This is a genomic window from Paenibacillus violae, from assembly GCF_032461945.1.
Taxonomy (GTDB): domain Bacteria; phylum Bacillota; class Bacilli; order Paenibacillales; family NBRC-103111; genus Paenibacillus_E; species Paenibacillus_E violae.
The window spans coordinates 246,817-272,171 of sequence record NZ_JAWCUD010000011.1 but is presented as its reverse complement, the minus strand read 5'-3'; the positions used below and the strand labels follow the sequence as shown (position 1 = coordinate 272,171).

The 25,355-nt window shown below is 43.1% G+C and carries 26 protein-coding genes and 2 pseudogenes; 15 read left to right on the top strand and 13 right to left on the bottom strand.

Going from position 1 to position 25,355, the window contains the following annotated elements; genetic code table 11:
* Nucleotides 1-15: 15 nt before the first annotated feature.
* From RQP52_RS27605 to RQP52_RS27585, 5 genes are all read left to right on the top strand, one after another.
* Nucleotides 16-597, top strand: coding sequence for a class I SAM-dependent methyltransferase (locus RQP52_RS27605; protein WP_315954822.1), 582 nt, complete (start codon nucleotides 16-18; stop codon nucleotides 595-597).
* Entirely contained in the window at nucleotides 598-1,194 is a 597-nt protein-coding gene (locus tag RQP52_RS27600) for a DedA family protein (protein ID WP_315954821.1), read from the top strand.
* The gene (locus RQP52_RS27595; protein ID WP_315954820.1) at nucleotides 1,194-1,880 is read left to right on the top strand and encodes a response regulator transcription factor; all 687 of its coding nucleotides are present in this window, start codon (nucleotides 1,194-1,196) and stop codon (nucleotides 1,878-1,880) included. The genes RQP52_RS27600 and RQP52_RS27595 overlap by 1 nt, the downstream gene beginning before the upstream one ends.
* Entirely contained in the window at nucleotides 1,870-2,970 is a 1,101-nt protein-coding gene (locus RQP52_RS27590) for a sensor histidine kinase (RefSeq protein ID WP_455430407.1), read from the top strand. Before RQP52_RS27595 ends, RQP52_RS27590 begins: the two co-directional genes overlap by 11 nt.
* Before the next feature lie 84 nt (nucleotides 2,971-3,054).
* Nucleotides 3,055-4,317, top strand: coding sequence for an adenosylhomocysteinase (locus RQP52_RS27585; RefSeq protein WP_315954819.1), 1,263 nt, complete (start codon nucleotides 3,055-3,057; stop codon nucleotides 4,315-4,317).
* 77 nt (nucleotides 4,318-4,394) lie between these two features.
* Here RQP52_RS27585 and RQP52_RS27580 read toward each other — a convergent pair.
* The 4 genes and pseudogenes from RQP52_RS27580 to RQP52_RS27565 form a co-directional block, all read right to left on the bottom strand.
* Nucleotides 4,395-5,541: pseudogene (locus RQP52_RS27580) on the bottom strand (IS3 family transposase).
* A 160-nt stretch (nucleotides 5,542-5,701) separates the two neighbouring features.
* The gene (locus RQP52_RS27575; RefSeq protein ID WP_315954818.1) at nucleotides 5,702-6,100 is read right to left on the bottom strand and encodes a MerR family transcriptional regulator; all 399 of its coding nucleotides are present in this window, start codon (nucleotides 6,098-6,100) and stop codon (nucleotides 5,702-5,704) included.
* A 384-nt stretch (nucleotides 6,101-6,484) separates the two neighbouring features.
* The gene (locus RQP52_RS27570; protein ID WP_315954817.1) at nucleotides 6,485-6,904 is read right to left on the bottom strand and encodes a DinB family protein; all 420 of its coding nucleotides are present in this window, start codon (nucleotides 6,902-6,904) and stop codon (nucleotides 6,485-6,487) included.
* Between the two features lie 246 nt (nucleotides 6,905-7,150).
* Nucleotides 7,151-7,528 (bottom strand): MerR family transcriptional regulator, encoded by a 378-nt coding sequence (locus RQP52_RS27565; RefSeq protein ID WP_315954816.1) that lies wholly within the window; start codon nucleotides 7,526-7,528, stop codon nucleotides 7,151-7,153.
* A 564-nt stretch (nucleotides 7,529-8,092) separates the two neighbouring features.
* On the opposite strand from RQP52_RS27565, the gene RQP52_RS27560 reads away from it, so the two are divergent.
* Nucleotides 8,093-9,526, top strand: coding sequence for an aldehyde dehydrogenase family protein (locus RQP52_RS27560; RefSeq protein WP_315954815.1), 1,434 nt, complete (start codon nucleotides 8,093-8,095; stop codon nucleotides 9,524-9,526).
* A gap of 120 nt (nucleotides 9,527-9,646) precedes the next feature.
* Entirely contained in the window at nucleotides 9,647-10,285 is a 639-nt protein-coding gene (locus tag RQP52_RS27555; protein WP_315954814.1) for an SDR family NAD(P)-dependent oxidoreductase, read from the top strand.
* A gap of 134 nt (nucleotides 10,286-10,419) precedes the next feature.
* Here RQP52_RS27555 and RQP52_RS27550 read toward each other — a convergent pair whose 3' ends face one another.
* Together RQP52_RS27550 and RQP52_RS27545 are read right to left on the bottom strand one after the other, a co-directional pair.
* Entirely contained in the window at nucleotides 10,420-11,073 is a 654-nt protein-coding gene (locus tag RQP52_RS27550; RefSeq protein ID WP_315954813.1) for an AraC family transcriptional regulator, read from the bottom strand.
* 917 nt (nucleotides 11,074-11,990) lie between these two features.
* On the bottom strand, nucleotides 11,991-13,622 hold the full coding sequence (locus RQP52_RS27545) for a copper amine oxidase N-terminal domain-containing protein (RefSeq protein WP_315954812.1): 1,632 nt from the start codon (nucleotides 13,620-13,622) through the stop codon (nucleotides 11,991-11,993).
* Nucleotides 13,623-13,785: 163 nt separating this feature from the next.
* Here RQP52_RS27545 and RQP52_RS27540 point away from each other — a divergent pair, with 163 nt between their 5' ends.
* The 3 genes from RQP52_RS27540 (at nucleotide 13,786) to RQP52_RS27530 (ending at nucleotide 15,923) form a co-directional block, all read left to right on the top strand.
* Nucleotides 13,786-14,364 (top strand): RNA polymerase sigma factor, encoded by a 579-nt coding sequence (locus RQP52_RS27540; protein ID WP_315954811.1) that lies wholly within the window; start codon nucleotides 13,786-13,788, stop codon nucleotides 14,362-14,364.
* Nucleotides 14,361-15,134 carry an anti-sigma factor gene (locus RQP52_RS27535; protein ID WP_315954810.1) on the top strand — a complete coding sequence of 258 codons (774 nt, stop codon included), beginning with the start codon at nucleotides 14,361-14,363 and terminating at the stop codon, nucleotides 15,132-15,134. The genes RQP52_RS27540 and RQP52_RS27535 overlap by 4 nt, the downstream gene beginning before the upstream one ends.
* 96 nt (nucleotides 15,135-15,230) lie before the next feature.
* Nucleotides 15,231-15,923 carry a stalk domain-containing protein gene (locus RQP52_RS27530; RefSeq protein WP_315954809.1) on the top strand — a complete coding sequence of 231 codons (693 nt, stop codon included), beginning with the start codon at nucleotides 15,231-15,233 and terminating at the stop codon, nucleotides 15,921-15,923.
* Between the two features lie 322 nt (nucleotides 15,924-16,245).
* Here the strand turns inward: RQP52_RS27530 and RQP52_RS27525 are convergent, their stop codons facing one another.
* Genes RQP52_RS27525 through RQP52_RS27505 form a run of 5 tightly spaced genes read right to left on the bottom strand, consistent with a single transcriptional unit; the run spans nucleotide 16,246 to nucleotide 20,470 of the window.
* Nucleotides 16,246-17,166 (bottom strand): MBL fold metallo-hydrolase, encoded by a 921-nt coding sequence (locus tag RQP52_RS27525; RefSeq protein ID WP_315954808.1) that lies wholly within the window; start codon nucleotides 17,164-17,166, stop codon nucleotides 16,246-16,248.
* A 25-nt stretch (nucleotides 17,167-17,191) separates the two neighbouring features.
* Nucleotides 17,192-18,220, bottom strand: coding sequence for an ABC transporter substrate-binding protein (locus tag RQP52_RS27520; RefSeq protein ID WP_315954807.1), 1,029 nt, complete (start codon nucleotides 18,218-18,220; stop codon nucleotides 17,192-17,194).
* Between the two features lie 29 nt (nucleotides 18,221-18,249).
* The gene (locus RQP52_RS27515) at nucleotides 18,250-18,948 is read right to left on the bottom strand and encodes an ABC transporter permease (RefSeq protein ID WP_315954806.1); all 699 of its coding nucleotides are present in this window, start codon (nucleotides 18,946-18,948) and stop codon (nucleotides 18,250-18,252) included.
* Nucleotides 18,938-19,777 carry an ABC transporter ATP-binding protein gene (locus RQP52_RS27510; RefSeq protein WP_315954805.1) on the bottom strand — a complete coding sequence of 280 codons (840 nt, stop codon included), beginning with the start codon at nucleotides 19,775-19,777 and terminating at the stop codon, nucleotides 18,938-18,940. The genes RQP52_RS27515 and RQP52_RS27510 overlap by 11 nt, the downstream gene beginning before the upstream one ends.
* Before the next feature lie 27 nt (nucleotides 19,778-19,804).
* The gene (locus tag RQP52_RS27505) at nucleotides 19,805-20,470 is read right to left on the bottom strand and encodes a Crp/Fnr family transcriptional regulator (RefSeq protein ID WP_315954804.1); all 666 of its coding nucleotides are present in this window, start codon (nucleotides 20,468-20,470) and stop codon (nucleotides 19,805-19,807) included.
* 1,447 nt (nucleotides 20,471-21,917) lie between these two features.
* On the opposite strand from RQP52_RS27505, the gene RQP52_RS27500 reads away from it, so the two are divergent.
* The 4 genes and pseudogenes from RQP52_RS27500 (at nucleotide 21,918) to rodA (ending at nucleotide 24,025) form a co-directional block, all read left to right on the top strand.
* A complete protein-coding gene (locus RQP52_RS27500) occupies nucleotides 21,918-22,349 on the top strand; it encodes an FtsW/RodA/SpoVE family cell cycle protein (RefSeq protein ID WP_315954803.1) in 432 nt (143 codons plus the stop codon).
* On the top strand, nucleotides 22,310-22,561 hold the full coding sequence (locus RQP52_RS27495; protein WP_315954802.1) for an FtsW/RodA/SpoVE family cell cycle protein: 252 nt from the start codon (nucleotides 22,310-22,312) through the stop codon (nucleotides 22,559-22,561). Before RQP52_RS27500 ends, RQP52_RS27495 begins: the two co-directional genes overlap by 40 nt.
* Nucleotides 22,513-22,878, top strand: a pseudogene (locus tag RQP52_RS27490) (FtsW/RodA/SpoVE family cell cycle protein). The gene RQP52_RS27495 and the pseudogene RQP52_RS27490 overlap by 49 nt, the downstream one beginning before the upstream one ends.
* Entirely contained in the window at nucleotides 22,856-24,025 is a 1,170-nt protein-coding gene (rodA, locus tag RQP52_RS27485) for a rod shape-determining protein RodA (protein WP_379174678.1), read from the top strand. The pseudogene RQP52_RS27490 and the gene rodA overlap by 23 nt, the downstream one beginning before the upstream one ends.
* A 217-nt stretch (nucleotides 24,026-24,242) precedes the next feature.
* On the opposite strand, the gene RQP52_RS27480 is transcribed toward rodA, so the two are convergent.
* Together RQP52_RS27480 and RQP52_RS27475 are read right to left on the bottom strand one after the other, a co-directional pair.
* Nucleotides 24,243-24,563, bottom strand: coding sequence for a DUF2653 family protein (locus RQP52_RS27480; protein ID WP_315954800.1), 321 nt, complete (start codon nucleotides 24,561-24,563; stop codon nucleotides 24,243-24,245).
* Between the two features lie 3 nt (nucleotides 24,564-24,566).
* Nucleotides 24,567-24,857, bottom strand: coding sequence for a hypothetical protein (locus tag RQP52_RS27475; RefSeq protein ID WP_315954799.1), 291 nt, complete (start codon nucleotides 24,855-24,857; stop codon nucleotides 24,567-24,569).
* Between the two features lie 49 nt (nucleotides 24,858-24,906).
* Here RQP52_RS27475 and RQP52_RS27470 point away from each other — a divergent pair, with 49 nt between their 5' ends.
* Nucleotides 24,907-25,293 (top strand): hypothetical protein, encoded by a 387-nt coding sequence (locus RQP52_RS27470; protein ID WP_315954798.1) that lies wholly within the window; start codon nucleotides 24,907-24,909, stop codon nucleotides 25,291-25,293.
* Nucleotides 25,294-25,355: the final 62 nt, after the last annotated feature.

The window sequence follows — 25,355 nt, the reverse complement described above, 5'->3', positions numbered from 1 at the left end:
AGAAAATAAAGAAGAATGGGGGAGAGTCAAGTGAACTCTAATCAGTATGTTATGTTCTTGCAACAATTTATTAAAAATCCCAAGCGGGTCGGAAGCGTAGTGCCCAGTTCGCGATTTCTTGCAAGTAAAATGGTACAATCTGTGCCATGGGAAGAGGTATCTGCAATGGCCGAGCTCGGTTCAGGCACAGGAGCGATTACACGCTTAATCCAACAGCGAGTAGAAGAGTCAACAAAGGTGTTATTGTTTGAAATGGACGACAAGATGAAGCACGATTTGCAAACCAATTACCCGGACTTCATCTGCCATTCAAATGCTTGTCATTTAACTAAAACAATGAATCAGAAAGGCATTCCCCAACTCGACTGTGTCATTAGCGGATTACCCTTTTTTAATTTTGAAAATGACTTGCGAGAAACTTTACTCAATAACATTATCGAAGCATTAAAGCCGGGAGGTTATTTCATCGCTTTTCAGTACTCTCTTCAGATGATGAAACATTTGTCCAAGAATTTCAATATTGAAAAAATAGATTTCGTACCTCTTAATTTCCCTCCAGCTTTTGTTTATACATGCCGTAAAAAGGAGGGGATTTAAGTGAATTACGATACGCTTATCCACTCGATTTCACAGTTCGGCTACGCGGCTTTGTTCTTTGCGCTATGGCTCGGAATTGTTGGGATGCCGATTCCAGATGAGGTCATCGTTATGACCGGAGGAGCTGTAAGCAAAGCGGGTTTACTGCATCCAATCCCGGCATTTTTTGTCACTTATTTAGGTGTTATTTCCGGGTTATCCCTTGGTTATTTTCTCGGCAGATTTTTCGGTTCGCCAGTACTGGATAAACTTCGTCGTAGAAAGAATTTCGATAAACATATTCAAACCTCTGAACATCTGTTAAATAAATATGGAAATTTTGCGCTTAGTTTTAGCTACTTTATTCCTGTGGTTAGGCATATCGTTCCCTATTTAGTCGGGATTAATAAAATGTCTTATCGTCGCTACGTTATTTTTTCTTATACAGCCGGACTTGCGTGGACATTTGTTTTCTTTACCTTAGGACAGTTTGCAGGTAGCCATGTAGAAATGATTGGCACCTTGATTTATCATTATAGTATTTATGCGGGACTTGCCTTACTTTTAGGAATACTGATATTCATAATCTATAAAAGTTGGAATAGGAGCAAAGCGTAATGAAAATAGTGCTTGTTGTGGATGACGACGCGGAAATTCGAGAGGTCATTCATGTATATTTACGTAACGAAGGTTATCAGGTGCTAGAAGCTTCCGACGGTTTGGAAGCATTAAACGTCTTAAAGTCAAATGAAGTCCATCTGATTATTTTGGATGTGATGATGCCGCGAATGGATGGCATTAAGGCTTGCCTCAAAATAAGGGAAACGTTAACCATCCCCATCATCATGCTCTCAGCCAAGGAAGAGGATATTGATAAAATCGCGGGTCTCACTACCGGGGCTGACGATTATATGACAAAGCCCTTTAATCCTTTAGAACTGCTTGCTCGAGTAAAGGCTCAGCTGCGGCGGCAAACATTCACGGCGAAAGAACAACCTAACGAATCGCTAATATGTATTCAAGATCTTTGTATAGATAAGACAAAGCATATCGTAACCCTTAAAGAAAGCGAAATTTCGCTAACGCCACTTGAATTTTCAATTTTAGAACTGCTCGCAAATCATCCAGGCCAAGTATTTAATGCTGAGAAAATTTATGAAACTGTATGGAATGAACTGGCTGGATATTCAGATAATACGGTTATGGTTCATATTCGGAATTTACGTGAAAAACTTGAGGATAACCCAAGAGAGCCGCGATATATTAAAACCGTTTGGGGAGTTGGTTATAAAATTGAAAGGTAAGCAAGGTAAGATGTTGACGTTAATGAAGAGAAAAAAGAGCATTCAGATGGAAATGTTATGGTTTTTTGGATTAAGCTTACTTATTGCTTTTGTTTTTATGCTTATCTTTGCCAGTTTTATTAATAGATATGGATATTATCTTTACGTGCCATACTTTAACCTAATGGTATATATAGTTATCTTTATCTTATCTTTTTTTATGTTAACCAAGCGTGTAGTCAAGGATCTTGTCACTTTAGAGGAAGGACTTCAACTCATTTCAGAAGGTAATCTTCAACATAGAGTGTCTATTTACCGGGAGGACGAACTTGGAAGGGTAGCCCTTGGTATTAACTTGATGACGCAAAAATTAGAACAACAGATTCAAAAAGAACGTGACTTGGAAAAGTCGAAAATCGATCTGATCACAGGTGTATCCCACGACCTGCGTACACCGCTTACGAGTATAATAGGTTATTTGGATTTATTAAGAAATAATTCTTTTAGGGATCAAAATGAGTATGAACGGTTTGTTGAAAACACGTACAACAAAGCTATCCATTTAAAAAAACTGATTGATGATTTATTTGAATTTACGCGTCTTACAACTTCCAACATCCAACTAAGCTTGAAACTGCTTGATGTTCATCAACTTCTCGATCAAATGTTATTTGAATTTGAACCATTTGCTCAAGAAAACGGAATCCGTATAATAAAAAAAATTGGCGACTCCCCTGTTAATACCTTGATTGACAGCGGTAAATTTGCCAGAGCTATCGATAATCTGCTAATGAATGCTCTCAAGTATTCAGTTAAGCCGGGATCTATCTGTATTTTACTAAAGTCGGACGAACAGCGTCTTTATATTGAAATTGAAAATCAAGGTCACCCCCTCACGCATGAACAAGAACGCAGATTGTTTGATCGTTTTTATAAAGTTGATCATTCACGGAGCAGCGAAGGCATCCAAGCTGGATCCGGACTAGGTCTTTCCATCGCCAGAAACATTATTGAATTGCATGGAGGTACTATAAAATTGATTCATACTAATGGTATTTATATCTTTACAATTGCGGTTCCCTTCAGAAATTCTTTAGATTCTTCCCTGTAAGATCTTTAGTATTTAACGTTAATATTAGAGCTATGAAGTTGATCAAAATTACGGCCTAACTCGAAAAGGCTCTGGGGGTATAGTATGAACACACTGGAAAAAAGTATTGTCGCGGATATGGCGCTGGCGCCGGAGGGCCATTTGAAAATTGATTGGGTGCAGACGCATATGCCTGTGCTGAACAGGATTCGTGATCAATTTGAGAAGGAGCGGCCGTTCAAAGGATTGAAAGTGACGATTGCCCTTCACCTCGAAGCGAAAACGGCTTATCTTGCCAAAGTTATCAGAGCCGGCGGCGCGGACGTGACGATCACGGGCAGCAATCCGCTGAGCACGCAAGACGATGTGTGCGCGGCGCTTGTCGAAGATGGCATTACGGTGTTTGCCAAGTACAAACCAACTCTAGAAGAGTTCAAAGCGCTGCAAATCAAGTCGCTAGAATCCAAGCCGGACCTTATTATCGACGACGGCTGCGATTTGGTAACCCTTTTGCATGCCGAGTGCCAAGATTTGGCGGAAAACCTTCGCGGAGGCGCGGAGGAAACAACCACAGGCATTGTGCGTCTAAAAGCCCTGGCCAAAGAAGGCAAGCTTGCTTTCCCTATGATTGCTGTGAACGATGCGTATTGTAAATATTTGTTCGACAACCGTTATGGCACGGGCCAATCGGTGTGGGACGGAATTAACCGAACGACGAACCTGGTCGTGGCTGGGAAGACGGTCGTTGTGGTCGGCTACGGCTGGTGCGGTAAAGGCGTTGCTATGCGGGCTAAAGGTCTTGGTGCGAATGTTATTGTCACGGAAATCAACGCAATTAAAGGCGTTGAGGCGTATATGGACGGCTTTGCCGTTATGCCGATGAAAGAAGCCGCGAAGCTGGGCGATGTCTTCGTGACGGTCACAGGCAACCGTGATGTGATTCGCGGCGAGCACTATGAAGTAATGAAGAACGGAGCGATTCTTTCTAACGCGGGCCACTTCGATGTGGAGGTAAACAAATGGGAGTTAGAAGCGATATCGGCTTCGAAAAGAACCGTGCGCCGCAACATCGAAGAGTATCAATTGTTAGACGGCCGCAAATTATACGTGTTGGCGGAGGGCCGCCTCGTTAACTTGGCAGCAAGCGACGGACATCCAGTGGAAATAATGGATATGACTTTTGCACTTCAGGCTCTGTCGCTGAAATATGTTAACGAGCAATACGAGATAATCGGCAAGAAGGTACTCAACGTGCCCTACGAGCTCGACGAGCAAGTCGCAAGATTTAAATTAAAATCGCTTGACACTAGCATTGATTTTTTAACGCAAGAGCAGAAAGATTATTTGGACAGCTGGGCCGAACATTAATGCATGAGTGAAAAAAAGGCTTGAGTGAACTTTGGGGACTGACCGTTTTTGAGACAGGGATCAAAACACCTTTCAAGTTAAGCGACCAGTCGTCGGTAATCAACCGGCGACTGGTTTTATTTAGTTTTGTTTGAATACGAATTGAGTTATAGTAATAAATGTACTCTTAAACGGTCTGCTCAACGATTGCCGTCGTCGTGCAGGTTAAACCTTCGAGATAGAACGTTTCAGACTTTAGAGTGGAATGGAACGATTCAATGGAGGCATTATCAGCGGGCGTACCCTTCTGGGACATGCTCATGGTAATGCCTTTTCCTTTGACTGCTTCCTGATAGGCCTGCGATGTGTAAACACTGCCCTGAGCGCTATGCAATATCGTTCCAGGGAGATCTGGCAACTGACTTAGTGTATCCAGCACAAATGAAGTGTCCTGTTTGTCCGATATCGTGCTCGCAACAATCTCTCCGTTAAACAAATCTAGGATACTCGAAAGGTATAACATTTTTCCACCGTAGGGCAAGTACGTAACATCTGTGACCAGCTTTTTCAAAGGTGCTTCAGCTTGGAAATTTCGCTTTATCAGATGCTCCGCTATGTAGGCCGGCTGTCCTGTTGGTTTGCGTTTCTTGACCCTGACGCGACATTGTAGCCCTTCCTGTTGCATCATTCGTTGTACTCGCTTGTGGTTGATCGTATGCTCCCTTCGGAGCAATGCGGTGATCTTTCGGTATCCGTAACGAAACTTGTGCGTTGTACAGAGATCGCGAACTGTTTCCACCATATCGTCTACTTGCTCGGTCTCCTGCATTGCCCTCCAACGATAGTAGGTCGCGCGAGGAACTCCTAGCCATGCGCATGCCTGAGAAACACTAACTCTGCCTCGGATTGTTTCTACCAATTCCACTACGATTTTTGCAGACACCGCCTCTCCATTTCCTTGTACTTTTTTAGAATATCTAACTGTTGTTTCATAAACCGATTCTCTATTTTCAGTTGCTCCAGCTCTGATAAAGGTTCAGGTCCTTTGCCGTAGGTGTATTGTTTACCAACGGGTTGCTCAAGCCGGTTCATCTCACCTCTTCGATACCAACGCACCCAGGTTTCTACTTGTGTCTTATTTCGGATGTTGAGATGCTCCATGACATCCTTTACAGAAATCCCTGCGTTTCTCATTTCAATAGCCTTTAACTTTATTTCCATGGGGTAACTAACTCTTGTTGCCAATAGAAAAACACCTCCAAGTTGTCCTCCATATCTTACGACATAGAAGCGTTCTCTTGAAGGTGTTTTGATTGGTCACACTTTATGGGGTCAGTCCCATCACGCATCAGTTCCTTTTTTTCTGATATCCAGCTAAGTATTTGATGTGACCATATCTCCCTATTTATGGATTCATAGTGAACTCTGAACTCGAGTCTGACTTTCCGTTTTGGATAGAGTCATATTTCGATAACTTATAGTTTACAGCTTCAAAAGCGCGTTCCAACTCTAATTGTTGTTTTTTTAATTCATCTTTATGTTTTTCCAGAATTGCTCTTCTTTCGGAGATGGTTGAATCCCCTTGAAGAGCTAAATCAACAATATGTTTTAGGGCAGCTACTGGCATACCAGTCACACGGAAGCATGTCATTAAATTGATCCATTCTAAATCTTTGTTCTCAAAAATTCTGTTTCCATGCTCATCTCTCTGAATAAAAGGAAGTAGTCCTTCTTTTTCATAGTATCTAATTGTATGTGGAGGGATTCCAAGGCGTTCCGAAACTTTTTTAATAGAGAGTCCCAAAGCTAACAATCTCCTTTCTTTAAAGCATCATTAGATCGAAAATCTATTTTACACCTTGAAGATTACTTTAAGTCAAGAAAATATTTGTACGATTAGCCGTGCTAATTCAGTTATGCTTGTAAATTCAGGATCTAAATATATGAATTAGATGCGATTCATTTATAAATTGAAGTAACTTTTTATAATGGTGTTCGAACGCTGCAAGAGCTCGATTCTAAAGTAGCCTGCGCTAACGACAGCAATTCTATTCGAATGCTTGCTTTCTCAATAATAACAATTCGCCTCTTATTTACATTGGCTATTTGTTATCTGCCACTGATGGCCACGAGCCTTGAAGTTTACGTAATAGAATAATTTGTCCTGTATGGTAAGCATCATGAACGATTAAACCTCTTGCCCAATGGCCCAATGGCCCAATGGCACATCTTCCTTTGGTTGTTCATAATCTTCCTTTGTTAAGAAGGCAAGTTCTATTTTAATTTCTTTGTGTACTTTATCCAGTCGTTCAACCGTCGCGGCCCAGGCATTTTCATCCCCTTCTGCCACCAGAGTAAGGTTATACGTATCATAGCTCGTTAGCCCTTCAGGAAATGCGGAAATGCCACCACGAAGAACATTTAAAAAATGCTCTTTCAGATAGATTAAATGGCTGGTTATGGCCCAAATGGGGTTCACTGTTGTTTCTGGGCGCCAACGGGCTTGTTCGACAGTTAGTCCAAGTAAGGATTGTTTAAGAGGAGGATACCAATCCTCGTGCTCGTAGACACGATCCCAGCCTAGCAGTAAATTTTTAATGTTATCCAATTCATTTTTAGCTCCTTAGCATAAGTTGGGTCTTCTGTCTTAGGAATGAAGTATACCTAGCATAAACCTTTAAGCCCACTTTATAGAAAGTGATTTATGTCACGTAGTTTACTTGATCTGTGAAGGCACGGTACGGTTAATTGCACAACAACCTCCCAAGCTATAAGAGAGCGTAAGGAGGTTGTTTTCATACTAAAGGCTATATAGGGAACATGTTTATATCATGGTCTTTTTTTGTTTATCCATTCATAACGAATGAGCCGTTCCTTTTTGAATCGAGTCGTATTTGGTCAATTTGTGGTTCACGGCATCAAATGCGATATCCAGCTCTAATTGTCGTTTTCGTAATTCCATTTTATGCTTTTCAAGTATTGCCTTTCTTTCCGGTATGGTTGAATCGCCTTGAAGAGCTATATTGACAATGTTTTTTAAAGCTGATATTGACATGCCTGTCACACGGAAACATGTCATTAATTTAATCCAGTCCAAATCTTTAGATCCAAAAATACGATTGCCGTGCTCATCTCTTTGAATAAAAGGAAGAAGCCCCTCTTTCTCATAGTATCGAATCGTATGGGGAGGAATTTCCAATCGTTCCGATGCTTCTTTAATAGAAAGTCCCAAAAATGATCACCTCCTTTCTTGAGTTGCTTAAGCGTTGTTACATCTTCATAACATGTTTTACTGTATACCTTTGAGTCCACGTTAGGTCAAGTTTTATTTTCGTGCCCTTTAAAAAGAAATATCAGAAATCGCTAGTCTTAAAGTTAACTTTAAGGGATAAGCTTTTTCGCAACAATAATTTATCCGAAAGCATGAAAACAGCTACAAAAAATAAGCACCAATGTCTGTCGTAGAGTTCTCGCTTGATTCTACACCTTTTAAAGTATAAATAAGCTCAAGATAAATCTGCGAATCACAAAAACGCTTGACTTAAAGTGCACTTTAGGGGTTAAGGTTATTCTCGTAGCCAGATGGGCTTGTTGTCATCAGATAATGATGAGGAGGCGATCGGAAAATTCCAAATACGCAGAAGTTCATTTGGTACGCGGATCGAGAAGGAAATTATGCTAGGAAATAAGCGCAGAAATGAAGCGAAAAGATAATGCTTGACTTAAAGTGAACTTTAAGGTTTAAGGTTGTACAGAATTCATTTGCTTAACAATTTAAAATAAGGGAGATAAAAAAATGAAAAACATCGATGAAATTTATATTAATGGTAAATTTGTAAAACCAAATGGTATAGAAGTACAAGAGCTCATCAATCCTGCAACGAAAGAAGTTATTGGCCGCGTCACTTTGGGCGACGAGAATGATACGAAAGCTGCAATCGCAGCAGCAAAAGAAGCCTTCAAGACATTTAAGAATACGACGATTGAAGAACGTAGCCAAATGCTCCAACGTCTACACGATGTGATGATGGATAAATTCGATTTACTAAATCAAGTAGCCGTCGATGAATATGGTGCTCCTGCAGCCGCCACAGCTGGACGTACTCAGTATGCCGCTAAAAACTTCATCCATAACCTGGATGTCATGAAAGAATTCCAATTTGAGAAACAAATCGGTAAAGCGAAGGTTGTACTTGAGCCACTAGGTGTTATCGGACTTATCACGCCATGGAACGCGAACTACACTCACATCTCCACGAAGCTTGCTCCTGCCATCGCAGCCGGTTGCACAGTCGTCATTAAGCCGAGTGAGATTAGCGCGTTGCAAACGCAAATTATCGCTGAATGCTTCCATGAAGCAGGAATACCTGCAGGCGTAATCAATATCGTTAACGGCAGAGGCGACGTGGTTGGCGCGGAAATGACTCGTAACCCTGACGTCGCAATGATTTCTTTCACGGGATCCACGCAAGTTGGAAGAATCATTGCTAGAGACGGCGCGGCTACGATGAAACGTATGGTCTTGGAGCTGGGAGGTAAATCCCCTAATGTGATTCTTGATGATGCGGATTTCAACAAGGCTATTCCATTGTCCGTCATGACCGCGTTCAGCAACAGCGGACAAGCATGTCATGTTGGCTCCAGATTGATCGTTCCTGAGCATCGATTGGAGGAAGTGAAACAGCTTGTAATCAAAACGGTTGAAGGCATTAAAGTCGGAAACCCGCGGGAGGAAGGCACGTATATTGGACCCATGGTCAACCAGAAGCAATACGAGACGGTTCAACGTTACATTAGACTTGGCACGCAAGAAGGCGCCGAATTGATTGTTGGGGGAGAAGGGCATCCCAAAGGCTTAGACAATGGTTACTATGTAAAACCTACCGTGTTTGCTAACGTGACAATGGACATGACGATCGCCAAAGAAGAGATATTCGGACCGGTACTGTCCATCTTAACGTATAAAACGGAGGAAGAAGCGATCGAAATCGCGAACGATACCATCTATGGTCTATCCGCCTACGTTAGCTCGTCTAACCTCGAGAGTGCTAATCGCGTGGCTTCGCAAATCGTCTCTGGTCGCGTGCTAATCAATGGTTTGTACGATGAGCCGAAAGCGCCATTCGGCGGTTTCAAGCAATCCGGGATAGGTAGAGAATTCGGCACATTCGGCTTAGCAGCGTATGTAGAAACGAAAACCATTCTAGGACATGATATCTTGCCACAATAATCACAAGGAAAAGCAGCATTGGATACTCTCCTCTCCATCGGCGTGAATATCGCAAGCATGAAAGGGACACTCTGAGAAACGATTAGAAATAATAATTCATGGACGGGAGTGGTTCATCAAATGAATTCTCATGCAAGCAGCGAAAGAAAGAATCAATCGGCAATTCCATCGGGATTCGGACCTCAAACAACGGCTCGAGAAGCGCTAGGAAACCTCGACCTGACGGGGAAATTCGCGCTCGTGACAGGCGGTTATTCCGGCATTGGTCTTGAGACCTCGCGTGTTCTGGCAGAAGCCGGCGCAACGGTCATCGTGCCAGCACGCACGCCGGATAAAGCGCGGGCCGCGGTGGCAGGGATTCCTCGATTGGAATTGGAGACGCTCGATCTTATGGATCCTTCTTCGATCGATGGCTTGGCAGAGCGTTTCCTCGCTACGGGGCGTAAGTTGGATATGCTTATTAACAGCGCTGGCATTATGGCCGCTCCTCTTAGCCGCGACGCGAGAGGCTACGAATCTCAATTTGCCACGAATCATCTTGGCCACTTTCAACTGGCCGCCCGGTTGTGGCCGGCCTTGGAGAAGGCGAATGGTGCGCGGGTCGTCTCGGTATCTTCCCGGGGGCACCGTCTCGGAGGTGTAGAAAAATATTATTTAATGACTTTGCAACGCGAAGATGTGAAACGTAGATATTGGGAATGGAAATTAAAAAAGAAATTCTATATTGAGTCAATTAGCAACTTTTTGGAATGTCGGTGATTAAGTAATAGATTACAGCCACAATATCGTTTTGTAATTTAGCCAACTTGGCTGAACTCGCAATATAGAACAGAAAAATAAGCGACAAAGAGAAACGATCCTTATTCTTAAGGATCATTTCTCTTTGTCTGCCGTTACTGCTTATTTGGTTTTCCCTGCTTTTGGCGTATACCCGGTGAGCTTGCGGTAGGAGCGGAAAAAATTTGAGTAACTTTTAAATCCGGACATGAAACAAGCCTGGGTAGGGGGTATCCCTGCACGATCAACTCGTCCGCCATTCGAATTCTTTTATACGTAATATATTGATTAACAGAAAAGCCAGTTACATCTTTAGATGTACGACATAGATAGGATTTGGTAACAAAGAATTTCTGAGTTAATGAATCCAGGTCAAGCTCCTGATCCAGATTGGCATTGATAAATTCAAGAATTGAGGCTATTTTGAAATTTGCTTTTTTATTAGGTCTTGGCAACCCTACTTCGGCAATATGATTGATCGTGAATAGAATCTGAACAATGACACATTTTGCGACATATTCACTCTCCGCATTATTCTCCTGAAAAAGCTGACGCAGCTTGGAAAATAGATCCAGAAGTCCGCTGTTGATGACGTTTTGGGGTTTCATTTGATTGTCTTGGCCCAGCTTACGGAATTTGATCGTGCGGAAGAAATCATCGCTGTTCAGCATAAAAGGAGGTAGCAGGTTTTCATCCAAGCCCAGTACTACACGTTCATACGGGACTTCGTCGGAGATATTTACCACATGGAGCTCATTCGAATTTATCATCAGAATGAAAAGCTCCAGTTCGTACCTGACTCCTTCAACGTATAGTTGCCGGCGCCGCTGATAAACATATAAATTTCATAGCCTTTGTCGTCATGCGGCTTGTGGACCTCGGGGTTGGGCCGCTCATCCCTTGTGTGGTGGTAACCAAATGAACCGTCTAGATCCTTTTGTTTTTCGGTGAGGAAAAAAGCATTAATCGAGGAGCGATCGTTATGCTAACGGATTGTATAGCTCAATGAACACACCAATGGGAGGGTGCCGACATGAACGGCAGCCTCCATTACATTAATAGGCAGAATACTTCGAACGTGCCTAGAACTAATAATCATGAATGGAACGTATATTGAGAAAGTAGAAAATTGGATTCGAAATAGAGATTTGAAATACCATTCATTCGATTTAGATGTTGAAGGGTTTTTATATTGCTTAAATTATATTTGTAGACTAATTGAAGTAACGGGACACGTTAGCTTAAGGCACCTATGCCGCGGCTGCCAAGTATAGATAGGCAGCTACGTTACAATGTGATTGAAAGACCGTTGAATGTGTATTTACAAAAGTAAATATCACTAACGAACTTTATTTTCCACATTTTCTACATTTCCATTAGAAAAAGTTCCTTGACTAACGAAAATATTTTGAGAATTAACAATATTGAAAACCGCAGAAATACTGGGCTTTGACTAACGATCTTTATTTTCCTATATCAGCAACCAACGTATCTGGGAAATTAAAGTTCGTTAGTCGAATTTACAATAGTAATCAGTTAATCAGTTATTCGCGCCAGTTCAGATAATCACGGTCTTACGACGTTTAGTGATAAATTTCATTAAAATTAGTTGAGGATTTTATTGTTATTTTAGATGTTATGTAATGCCAAAAGAGCAGCCCGCCACACGGCAGCTGCTCTTTTTATTTTAATGCATATGCGCGTCCATCTTCATGCCTTGCTCCATTGGCATTGCTTTGCTCAAGGTAATCGACCAATCCGATTCATTCCAAGCGACATCCCAGCCTAACATCTCGGTGATAAAACGTAGTGGAACTTGTGTACGGCCATCCCTCAGTACAACGGGAGTACCGATTGCTTTGGTCACACCGTTTAGCTCCATTGTGTCTTTTTCAACCCAGAATGTCATCGTGTCCTTGCCGGCTTTTACCCAAGCAGTTTGGCTGGCTTGATCCCACGTCACATTTGCTCCAATTCCCTCTGCCAAGAAGCGAAGCGGCACGTAGGTGCTACTCTCCCACATGAACGGCGCCGTATCCATCATCATCGATTTATTGTCAATGGCCAGCGAGCTGCTCCCAATTTTCATCCAAATCTTCATAACGGATGAACCATTTGGTGTTTTAGGATCGTGGTATTTCTCTTGAAACTGCGCTACGATTCCTGTAGCCAGATAATCCCCTGTATGGGACATATGCGCAGAAGCTTCACGTGTACTGGCATAGGCCTGGGTATAATTTTTACCAACATAACTGTCAAACGCCCTGATTAGCTGCGCAACATGCGGTTTGAGGGCTGCAGCAATATCGGTGGTTTTAAAGTTGTTCGGGTTCGCGCTTTCCAAGAAGGCACCGAAATCAGTACCATACTGATTCAGCTTATCCAGTGCCTCTTTCCGTTTCGCCTCATCCTTCGCAGCCGTTGCTTTCACGTAATCCACAAAGAAACCGATATGTGTATTCCAAAGACCTTTAAAAGCTTTACCGGCATCCGCTCCATAAACAGAGGTAATGGCTGCTGAGAGATCATCGCTGTTCGCCATCAATGCCCCTGCTGCAGCGTCAAAATCAGGTGCTCCGTTGATTCCCTTTTGCATCGCTAGTACTGCCAGACTGCCATGCTCGCTTAACAATCCGTCGAGTGCAGAGCGAAGATCGACAGAAGCGACGGAAGCCCCTTCATTTGTAAACTTATCTGGATACTGCTTTACAATCGCATCTGCCAAGACATGACCAAAATGCATCATATGGGCGTATGCCTCGCGTTCTGCTTTGTATGCACTGGTGTAGTCCTTGTTGACATAGTCGTCAAAAGCTTCAATCAGCTGGCTCACATGCGACTTGAGTCCTTCTGCAACATCGGCCGCTTTCAGATTCGGATTAGCACTTTCCAAAAATGCTCCGAAATCTGTGCCATACTTCGCTAATTTATCCAAGGCCGCTTGACGCCCCGCCTGATCCTTCTTGGACGTTGCCGTCACGTAGTCGACGAAAAAGCCGATGTGCGTGCTCCATAATCCCTTGAAAGCCTTCCCCGCAGCATCTCCATAAACTGAACCGACCGCCGCTGACAAGTCATCCCCATTGGCAAGTAAAGCTGCAGCTACATCATTAAAATCAGCAGCTCCGTCAATTCCTTTTTGCATAGCGATTATAGCTAATTCCGCATGCTCACCTAGCAGGCTCTCGAGTGTAATGCGCAGGTCCGAAGATCCGCTTTTAATCGAATACGAATGTGCACTTGCCAGCGATGGGAAAATGAGGGTAAGCCCCAGTGCAGCCATTGCAAATGTTTTTACCATAGGTTTCATTGTTTTCATCGTTATCGCTCCTTGGCGTGTTTTTTGTGCTTTCGGTTAATACAACGAAGGAGTTTGAGATTTGGATCACAGGATAAAAATAATTTGCTTTTTGTCTATCATCCAATACAAAAGATTATACGAAGTATATACTAGGGAGGAGACTTTGGAGAGGAGATCCTTCATGCAGGAGACGATCAGCGATCACGAACTAATGAAGCGCATCATAAATAAAGATGCCGATGCACTTGCATTTCTATATGACAAATACGAGAAGCCGATTTTTGCATTTGCTTATCGCATTGTCCAGGATACGATGATGGCCGAAGAAGTCGTTCAGGAACTTTTTCTTCGTGTCTGGAAAGCTGCGGAACGCTACAATTCGGAAAATGGTAAGCTAACAAGTTGGATGTTCACTTTAACGCGGAATATTGCCATTGATTTGCTTCGCAAAAAGCAAAACCGCACGATGCAGCAAACAATGGAAGCGGAGCAGCTAACTGCGATTCCAGACCAGGGAAAGAGTACGGAAGAAGCGGTGCTTGAAGAATGGCGAGGGCAAGAAATTCGAGAAGCCTTGCATGGGCTGAACTGGGATCAGCAGCAAGTTGTTGAACTCATCTATTATCAGGGCTACACCCAACAAGAAGTGTCCGATCAACAGTCAATTCCGTTAGGCACGGTGAAAAGCAGGGTGCGATTAGCACTGAAACAGTTAAAAGAGCGGCTTACCCGTGTGGGGAAGGAGGAAATTCAAGGATGAATAAGCCAATGAAAGAATGCGATAGTCTCGAGATGTATGCGATTGGCGGATTGGATGCGAAGGAACGGGCAGCATTCGAACGCCATCTTCCGTCATGCCCGGCATGTGCCGCAGAACTTGAGGAGCTTACAGCGATTGTTGACCTGCTCCCGATGGCATCGGCTCCTGTATCCCCACCCGAAGGGATGAGGACACGCGTACTTGAGCATGTCCTCAGTGAGGAGCAGGCTCAATCTGATGAAATACCGTCACTTTTTGTAAAAGCATCCCTTGAAAAGAGCCCGGGAAAAGAAAACCGATTTCGGCCATGGCTTTATGGAGGCTTGTCAGCGGCTGTGCTGATACTAGCTATGTACAGCTACAATTTAAAACAACAAATTAACGAACTACAGTCCAATCTTGCACAAATGAATGGCCCATCTGAAGCTGTTCAGGCGAATCAAGTGGTTGAGCTAAGCAGTGCTGCCAAGGACATTGTGGCCAAAGGACTCGCCACAATTGTCATCGACAGTAAAGGCACCCATTTGCTCGTTCAGGCGGAGCAACTGCCAGAGCTTCAAAATAATGAGGCGTATCAGGTTTGGTTAATCAAAGGAAAAGAAACTCCGGTGAACGCGGGCACCTTTATGACGCAGAACGGAACAGGCGGATTATACTACACGTTTGATCCAAATAACTATGACACCATCGCGATCACTTTAGAGCCTGATGCACATGGTAATACACCTAGAGGATCGCTCGTTTTATCGGCTCCCTTATTAAAGAGCTGACAAATCAATCATTCTTTTCTTAAACAGAGTCATCCAAATCTTCCTTTGTTTCGTTACTCTTGTTGAGTAACCAAACTTTAAAGGAGGATTTTTGATATGCTCAAACCTTGGAGAATGATTAGTATCGCTGTCCTTTTGTGGCTGTCTAGTACTATTACGGTATTTGCAGAGGGGCAATTAAAATCGGATATGAGGCTGGAGCTAAATGGACAGCCGATGCAAGTTGGGGATTCGTACCTTATTGATAATTCATTATTTGTGCCTTATCGCGCGCTGGCAGAGGGGATTGGTGCTGAAGTCGGCTACGAGGCATCCACCCAAACCGTAACTGTTAAGAAAGGAGCAAAGCTAGTAAAGTTATCCATTGGCTCATCCGAAGCTCTTATAGATGGTACACCTCAAACGATGGTTGGCCCTGCCCAGCTTATTAACGGCACCACCTTTGTGCATTCACGATTTCTTGCGGAAACATTCGGCTTGAAGGTTAACTATGATGACGTAACGCGCAAGGTGAATATAGTCAGCGATACCGCGGCTTCAACCTACTTCGTAACAATCGAGGGATTTCAATTCAAAGGCGGGAATATCTCAGTAGAGACGGGCTCCACTATAATTTTTACAAATAGGGATAAAGTCAAGCACAATGCCGCTGCGGTTAATGGAAGCTTCCGAACCCCTTATCTCGCTACAGGTGAATCCGCCAGTGTGACGTTAAATGAACCAGGCGATTACGCTTATATTTGTGAGCTTCACCAAGCTGCCATGCAAGGGATCATTACAGTGAAATAGAACTTGCATGAAATAGTGTCATTTGCGCACCTATGACTTGGGAATCAGACATAACAAATTCTAAGGAAGCTCCATTTTCCGATAAAAAGATTAAGACGTTACGACGGAGAACGTTAGCTTAAAACAGCTATGCTGCGGCAACCAGTATATTTCTGCAGTTGCGTTACTAAATGATGAAAAACCGTCGAATGTATTTTAGCTACCCAACGACGAAGTAGTTACAGAAATTCAAACCCAATTGAAGAATTATCGCCCAAAGAAGATAAGACGAAACTTATTGAAAGAAGCAGCTCTGAGTGAATGAACGCAGAGCTGCTTTTTATCATGCAAGATCAAATGCCATTAAATCTCGGGCCATCGTAATTCGGCCACCGTAGATGTCCCGCATACCTTCTGTATAGGCGGCCTCCGCCTCCTCAGTGGCGGCAGGAGCAGGAATGTGGTGGGTGAGCACCAGATGAGCCACGCCGGCTTCTCGGGCGATTTCTGCCACTTGGTGCGTGGTCGAATGATACTTGGCTGGATTAGACAGTCCAATGGTCTGCTCAGGGAATTTGGCGATCAGCGCGTCCAGCCACGCTTTGTTATAAGATTCATGGACAAGCAGATCCACGCCGCGACTGTGTGTAATCATATTTTCAACGGGGATGGTATCGCCTGAAATGACGACCGACTTTCCGTTGAACTCGAATTTATAGGCAATAGCGGGATCAACAGGCTTATGATCCACTTCGAAAGCCGTGACTTTAACGCCACCTTGGTCGTAAACCACACCCTCGTTGCTTTCAAAATAACAAATGTCCGCCCCTTCACCTGCGGAGAAGTTATAGTTCACTCGAAGATTCACGTCGAAGTCGAAAGACGCCCTCATTTTGCCGATAATTTCTTTCGTTGTGATGGGTCCGTAGACGTTCATAGGCCCTTTGCGCCCCTCAAATACCCGATCCGCGATCACATGTGTCCGCCAGCTGGTGATGAAAACATCGAAAAACCCGGAGTTATGATCACTATGATGATGCGTGAAAAAGACATCAGAAATCCGCTGCGGCATGATCCCTGCTTTAATCAGTTGGTCAACGGTTGCGCCTCCGCAGTCGAATAGGAACGCTTTGTCACCAGCCAGAATCGCGACGCCGGCCTTCGCCCTGCCATAAAAGGCTCTCGGCGTGCCCGTGCCAAGAATGACGACTTTGATGTGCTCATGAACATCCGGCAATAGGTTTTCTTGTGGTTGTATATACACAGATGGCCTCCTCGGTTACGTATGTTTATTTTTCTTTTTTAGTTTCATTTAAAAGCGATAAATCCAAGAATTTGCTGAAATCCAACTCTTCCGCTTTCACTTTTAAGTACCCTGCATCAAAGGATGCTTTAGCCTGCTCGTTGATATCCTCTATGGTAATGTCTTGGGTTAATTTCAAATGGTCAATGGCTGCTTTGATGAGTGCTGGCTCCATTCCTTTACCGGCTAACTGCTTCAGCTCATCGCTAATCAGCCCATAGGCTTTATCCGGATTTTTCTGAATGAAATCGATCGCTTGTTTGTTGGCTTTCACCGCTTTTTTGGCCAAATCACGGTGATCCTTCAGGAATGTATCACTGGCTACGAGAATCGTTAATGGATAATTTCCGTCTTTTGGCGGGATTTTGTTCCAATCGACTAAAATCGTACCGGTACCCTCTTGGATGATCTGTGTACCCCAAGGTTCTGCAATCAAAGTTGCGTCTACTTCTTTCTGACGCATCGCGACTAACGTATCTGCCGGGGCACGTGTAACGATTTGCACACCTGACGTATCGGTGGAGACTTTCAACCCTTCCTGTTTGAGCAGCAACCGAAGGGACAAATCGGGTGTGCCACCTTTGGCAGCAACAGCTACCGTTTTACCAACGAGATCTTTGACGGAATTGATGCCTGCATCCTTGCGAGCAACCAATACGGCGCCGCCGTTATTCGCGCCAGCAATGACCCTGATATTTTTGCTTTTCAAATATTGATTGATAACTGGACCTGGTCCCACGTAGCCAATATCAATTTGGTCTGTGGCAATCGCAGTCGCGAAGTCCGCGCCATTGTCAAAAGCCGTGACGTCAATTTTGGCATTTTTACCAAAAGCGTCCTGAAAATAGTTATTCTGCAGGGCGATAAATCCGGGAGCATGGGTGACATTTTTCAAAATCCCAATTTTCACAGTCGCACTGACAGCGCTTGAAGCGGTTTCCTTACTCTGGCCGCAAGCGGACAAAACCAAGGATACGACTACAACCAAACTCATGATCCAACCTACTTTTTTCATACGAATTCCCCCTTAGCTAGATAACGCAATTATTTCTTAAGCTGAAAACGAAGCACGATGCGATCCTCCAGCTGTTTAAAGCAGAAATGATCCGATATGGTACCGATCACAGCGATAATAATGACGACGCACAGGATCGTGGCCGTATCGCCAAGTCCGCGTCCATCCTGCAGCATTTGCCCGAGCCCGACGCCCTTGGCAATCAGCTCGCCAGCTACAAGTGCCCGCCAAGCGAAGGCCCATGCCACTCGTATCCCCGTTATCCAATGGGGAAATGCCGCGGGCAGCTGCACTTGAAAGAACAAGCGGTATCCGCTGCCCGTTCCCAGCATTTGAGCAGCTCGCTGGTGAATCGGTGAAATGTTCATGATCCCTGTGCGGCTGGCCATCGACATCGTCCATATTGCGCCAATGGTGGTGATGAAAATGACCGAAGTGTCATTCAGTCCGAACCAGATAATCGCGAAGGGCAGCCATGCGATACTCGGCACGGTCTGGAGGGCAACTACGAGAAAGCCGAAGGTCTCATCGAAATACCGATATCGAGCAAATAAATAGCCTAATATCGTGCCCATGCTAATTGATAGGGCAAACGAGATGAGTAAGCGACGAAGACTAGCCCCAATGGCGCTTAGGAGATGCCCATGAACAAACCCATCATAGAAGGCCTGAAAGGTTTGCAGTGGGGAAGGAAACTTCCACCCCCAATCAAAAATTCTAAATCCCAATTCCCATATGATCAGCAGCAGAATTAGAAATAGCGCTCTTCTTAAGGCTGTATGCATGGCCAAGCTCCTCTCTGACTACCTTCTCGAGCTCATCCGTCAGAGCTTCCATAATCTTGTTTTCCAAAGCATGAATGAGCGGATCGCTGCTTTGGTGAGGCCTAGCCGCTTGCACGACAAATTCCTTCTTGACCCTGCCTGGCTGCGTCGCCATCACGACAACACGATCAGATAAAATGACAGCTTCACGAATGTTGTGTGTAATAAACAAGATCGTTTTACCCGTTTTTAGCCAAATTTCTTCCAAATCCTTCAGTAAAATGATACGTGTCTGCTCATCCAATGCCGCAAAGGGTTCATCCATTAATAGGATCTGAGGATCCATAACGAGCGCTCTAGCAATCGCTACTCTTTGTTTCATCCCGCCGGACAGCTCGTGGGGATAACGATAGATAAACTTGCTCAAGTGCACAGCTTTGATCTGTTCAGTAGCGAGTGCGTAGCGATCTTTCTTGGATACCCCCCTTTGCTTCAAACCAAAGGCCACATTGTCCAGCACCGTGAGCCAAGGGAACAAGCCGTGCTCTTGAAAAACGACAATGCGATCGGCTCCTGGCGCAGTTACCTTTTGCCCACCCACCGTAATTAATCCGCCGCTCACTTGCTCGAATCCGGCGATCAGGTTCAAGAGCGTTGATTTTCCGCAGCCCGAGGGCCCTACGATGGAGACGAATTCTCCCTTTTTAATCGTGAGGGAAACTTGATCTAAAGCCGTATAGGCATTGCTTTTATTCTGTGAAAAGGATTTATTCACATTGGTTAACGTAATCATAGGGTTGGCCTCCAGGTGGATGTTCGTCTATATGTCGGTGAAGAAACGGTTCGGATGATAAACAACGATCTTCTTTTTGGCATAATCGATAAGTCCTTTATCTCGCCATTTGTTCAAGGTTTCTGTGACAGTTTGTCTGCTGCATCCAATCACATAGGATATCTCTTCATGGCTAAGCGGCACCTGGATTTCGAGCTTCTCTTCAGTCGGTTTGCCTAACTGCAAAAGGAACCAAGCGAGTCTCCAGGCGACGGGGCGGGAGATTAAGGTTTCGACCATTCGCTGTGTTTGCAGGAGTCTGCGCGCACCTAGAACGGCAACGGAATAGGAAAACTCCGCGTTCTCCTTGGCCAATTCAAGGAATTTTCGACTGTCTAGCGTAATGATTTGGCTGTCCACTAGACACTTGGCGTAGCGCTTCCGAGCCATATTCGTCAACACTTCCGCATTACCGAAAACTTCCCCCTCATAACGAAGAAATAAGGTAATTCCTTGCCCCTCCTCGGAGGATTGGGAAATTTTAATTAATCCTGAAGCGACATAATAGGCTCCGCTGGGCAAGTCATTTTCCTGAAAAACAAACTCGTTTTTTCGGTATGTATAGCTAATACCGTGTTGTCGAAAAGCCTTAACCATGACTTCCTTAGTAGGGTCCTTTTCCTGAAGGTCGGTCAGCTCATGCAATTGTTCCATAGATAGGATCATACCCCCTATTAATACTCATAAAATAATGCAAATCCTCAATACCGAGTATTCCAATGTGATATAAGTATATTATCACATGATTTCATACTAATATGTCGGATTCCCGACAAAAATAAAAAAACTAAGCACAATCTGCTCAACGTTCAGCCAATTCACATTGAAGAATTCATATTTGGAAGTGAGACGATTTCGCTAGCTCGCAGTACGCTTGGCGTTTAATCCGTCAGCTCGGGTAGCGGGAAAATAAAAGAAGATCCAAGAGGTGGTGATCTCTTGGCTCTCTATGTCGTGTTAGTGGAGGTTAGGAAAACGCTAGCCAAAGGCTTACCTCAAGTCATACTTCAACTGCAACTTTCAGTCATTCGGTCGGGAAATCCCAAGCGTCATATGAGACAACTAGCTTTATATGCCTGGGCTACTGAAAAAATCACGGGTGTAGACTCTGTGCTCGGCACAGTGTAATACAGTCATAACGGCGGAAAAAAGGCAGAAGCCGTTCAATGGGCACTTAAACTCGCGAAAGAAATTCTAAAGAAGCTGGCATGCTGGATTATAACTAGGGGGATAAAATCATGGCAAATGCAGATAAATTGGAACAAGCCTCACCGGAATTAGAGAGAGGCTAGCAGCTGGAAGAGCCGCGGCGTTAACTAAAGAGATTGAGCGCTTAAAAATGGTTCTTAAACTATCTCAGGATGTGCTTAAGAAGATCGTTGAGGAGCAGTACGATGGGTCCTTAAGATTTGGTGATGAAATCTGGGAATTTCCTGGCGTTTCCTGGGAAGGATCAGCTGAGGTGTGAGCATGTTTTGCGCAGCACTAACCATTGATAACTTTAATCCTTATGAGTATATCTCGATTACAGAGTCCAATCTCAAAAAAATACGAAAAGAAAAGGGCTTGGAAATTGACGAAGAATTCATATCTAATATGAGATGGAGGGAGCCCTCTGGCGCATTTAATTGTTGAGGGAAACTTACCACCTTTATTTGTGCATTGACTTGCCAATTATGGCGGCAAAGGATCGGGCGAGGTAGCCGTTGAGGTTGTACGTCGTTAAGGTCCTGCTAATGTGATTCTTCTTAACCATAATATTAACAGCGTCTCAGTCCATTTGTTAGAGCATTCATAGATACTCCAATTCCAGGAACAATTGCTTCAGAAAAACTAATATTTCCTGATTGATCGAGATCAGCTTTTTTCTAGTGAACTCAAATATCCTAATAATATGAGATGATTCACGTTCATTTGATTCTGTTGAAGTTATTTTTCGTTTTTTCTTAACCGAAAGCAAAATAATAAATGACGGAAAATGGGGTAAATATGGTGACACCATTGATTAGTTTTATTCGACATCATATGATAGGAATAAGTAAGAAAGGTGGAGACGAGTAGGCTGAAAAATTCTTTGAGGGGGCGCCCAGATTTTCTACTTTTGTTATTAACTAGTATACTTGTTGGCTTTGTTATCTTAATGGTGTTTAGCACTAGTGAAGCATCAGCATCATGGAAGTTCCATTCTTTTATTTATTTTACGGAGAGACAAGCGATATGGGGTCTTATTGGTACATTTTCTATGCTGATAGTGATGAATATACCTTATCAAATGTATCAAAAATGGTCCCGTCTCATTTTTGTTTTGATTCTTATTATATTAGGGCTTGTTATTGTGTTCGGAACAAAAATTAATGGACATCGTAGCTGGTTTGGTGTCGGTTCTTTTGGTATTCAACCCACAGAGTTCGCAAAACTAGGATTAATTATCTATCTTGCAGCTCTAATCAATATTGCAGCAACTATTGTGATTGTTGTCGAGGAGCAAACCTTTTGCAGCTTTTTGGAATTGGTCTTTCCTTGCTTCCAATAGCAATTGGAATTGTCCTTGCAAAGAGTTATAGGCTTCAACGATTTACAGCCTATCTTGATCCATGGAATGATTCCCAGGACTCCTCCTACCAATTAGTTCAATCTTTATTAGCATTCGGGCATGGGAGATTGACAGGAACTGGTTTTGGTAGGGGGAAGAGAAGTTGTTGTACTTACCTGAAGCACATACGGATTTTATTTTTTCAACAATAGGAGAAGAGTTCGGCTTTATTGGCTGTTTCATTTTTTTAACTATTTATATTTTGTTTATTTGGAGAGGCATCATTGTAGCCTTGAGATGTCCAGACTTGTTCGGAACATTAATTGGTATAGGAATTGTATCTCTTATTGGTGTTTAAGCACTCATTAATCTAGGCGACGTTACTGGAAGTATCCCCATTACAGGTGTTCCTCTTCCGCTAATTAGCTATGGGGGATCTTCTTTACTAATTAGCTTGGCGAGTATAGGTATATTACTAAATATCTCAAGAGAGGGAAGATATGCTCGTGATCAAAGAGCTGTTGCCTAAAGCGAAGAAAATTGATTTTATCATAATCGCCTTATTGTTATGTTTTATGGCTATCAGCACAATAGTAATCTACAGCGCCACAAATAATACGAAATTTGCAGGGTTGCATGTGAATAACTTGGTTATGTTTGCTGCCATGTTTGTGCCAATGCTGGTCCTGACCATGCTAGATTATCGGGCTATTATACGTCATTTATCCGTATACCTATATATATTCGGTATTCTGCTGTTAATCTTTGTTATGTTTAAAGGCATGAACATCAATGGTTCTCAGCGATGGATCAATCTTCATTTTATGCAGTTTCAGCCTTCTGAACTAGCGAAAGTATTCGTCATCCTGCTGTTAGCCAAAATGTTGGAAAAACGTAAGGGGGAATATCTCCGATTCGTTCAAGATATAATTCCGATGATAGTTGTTGTAGGAATACCTTTTCTGCTCATCTTGAAACAACCGGATATGGGAACATCTATCGTTATTATCTGTATATTTCTAGGGATGCTATGGATCGGGAAAATTCGTTTCAAGCATGGACTCTTGGGGTTATTTGTAATAATCGGGATTATTGGCAGTATTATAGCCCTATATTTTGTAGATCCCCCCTTATTCAATAAAATTGTAAAGCCGTACCAACTTCATAGAATTCAAACTTTTTTGGATCCAACTAGTGATCCGGATCAAAGTTATCAAGTTGTGAATTCCATGAAGGCAGTTGGTTCGGGGGAATTATTGGGCGAAGGATACCTTCATGGTACTATGATACACAATGGATATATTCCATATGACTATGCAGATTCGATTTATGTTGTTATTGGTGAAGAATTTGGCTTTGTTGGTTCATCAATACTTTTATTGCTTTACTATTTTTTGATTTATCGAATGATTCGAATCGCTATGGAATGCGAAGATTTAGAGGGGTCTTATTTGATAATTGGTGTGACATCAATGTTTATTTTACAAATTTTTGAGAATATAGCCATGCATACTGGACTAATGCCACTTACAGGAATTGCACTCCCATTTGTCAGTTATGGAGGAAGTTCTTTAATGACTAATATGCTATCTATGGGTTTGGTTCTTAGTGTTTTGGTTCATCAATCCAAACCTTTTCAATTTGGAAATGAACTAGCGAGTAGCAGTGACAAGTAAGTTAATTCATTAACATATGTTCTCGACAAAAGTATATAGAGAATAAGTCCCGCGGCCGTAATGGTAGCCTCTCAAAGTATACTCGTATCAGTCACGTATTAATAAAGTAGACCGGGCTTGCGGAGATGACACGCAAGGACAAGTCATAAATTCTTAAGAAAAAATCGCCATCCTCGGACACTTTACGGAGTCCAGTGGATGGCGATTTTTTAAAGTTTTATCGTTCTACAATAACATCAGCGCTGAAACTATGGGATAGGGCATCCGAGTTAAGCTTTACGAGCAACCGGTCTGCACGGAACGAATAATACGAAGACAAGTATACGGAGACAGCATCAATCACTTCTTTCTGATTTAAGCGGTGCTGCCGACCGTAAATCTGACCTTTTGCCGAAAATCCGTAACGCTCCTCAAAAGAAATCTGCACATCATGGACATTGTGCGGAGCACTTCCTTCTACTCGGCCATTATTGTCTTGGAAAGCAATATACACATGAACAGCATCTAAAACGTCTTGTTCATCAAGGAAAATGTTCATTGATTAGTAGCTCCTTCTTCTAAAAGTTCGGACAACTGCAATGATAATAGCAATAACAGCGATGAAAAGAATGATATCCAGCATCATGGAGAAAAACGAGAACGACTGATTTACATAACCTCCACCAGTAGTTGGATAATAACCTCCCCAAGGATGCAGCATCGATCCTAAAAATGTTCCGGCAGCGAAAGCTCCTACCATCGGCCACATCGAGCTGCCAACGCGTGAACCAGTCGGGACTGAAGAGGAATACGTGTTGTTGTTGTAATACGTACGACCCGTATTCGGATTCACGTTGCTTCCACTTGTAACATTGGAAGAAGCCCGCTGATAGCCAGTGCTATTGGAAGAGTTGCTTGAACTGCTTCCTGAGTTGGACATACTTGGAACCGTCGATTTGCTAGAAGACCCACCGCTAAAACCGGAAGAATTCGTCGAGTTAGACGAGCTTCCAGTATTTGATGTACTTGCAGATGTCTTACTACTGGAGCCTCCGCTGAAAGTTGAATTTGATTTAGAGCTTGACGAGAAAGAGCCAGATCTAGAAGATGTGTTAGGCGCACTGCCTTTCGCATCCGCTATGGATATATTAGCTGTATTCACTAATAGTAAAACAGCCGTCAATATAGCGATAAATTTGGTTTTCATTTTACAATCCACCTTTACTTTAAGTCTTTTTCAATCGTATACCTGTATATACGAGTTTGTAAATCAATATGTTTCAAAATAAAAAACGGATTGCTAAGAAAAAAGTCAGGCAGCTATTCAGCTATCTGACTTCATGGTCGGCTC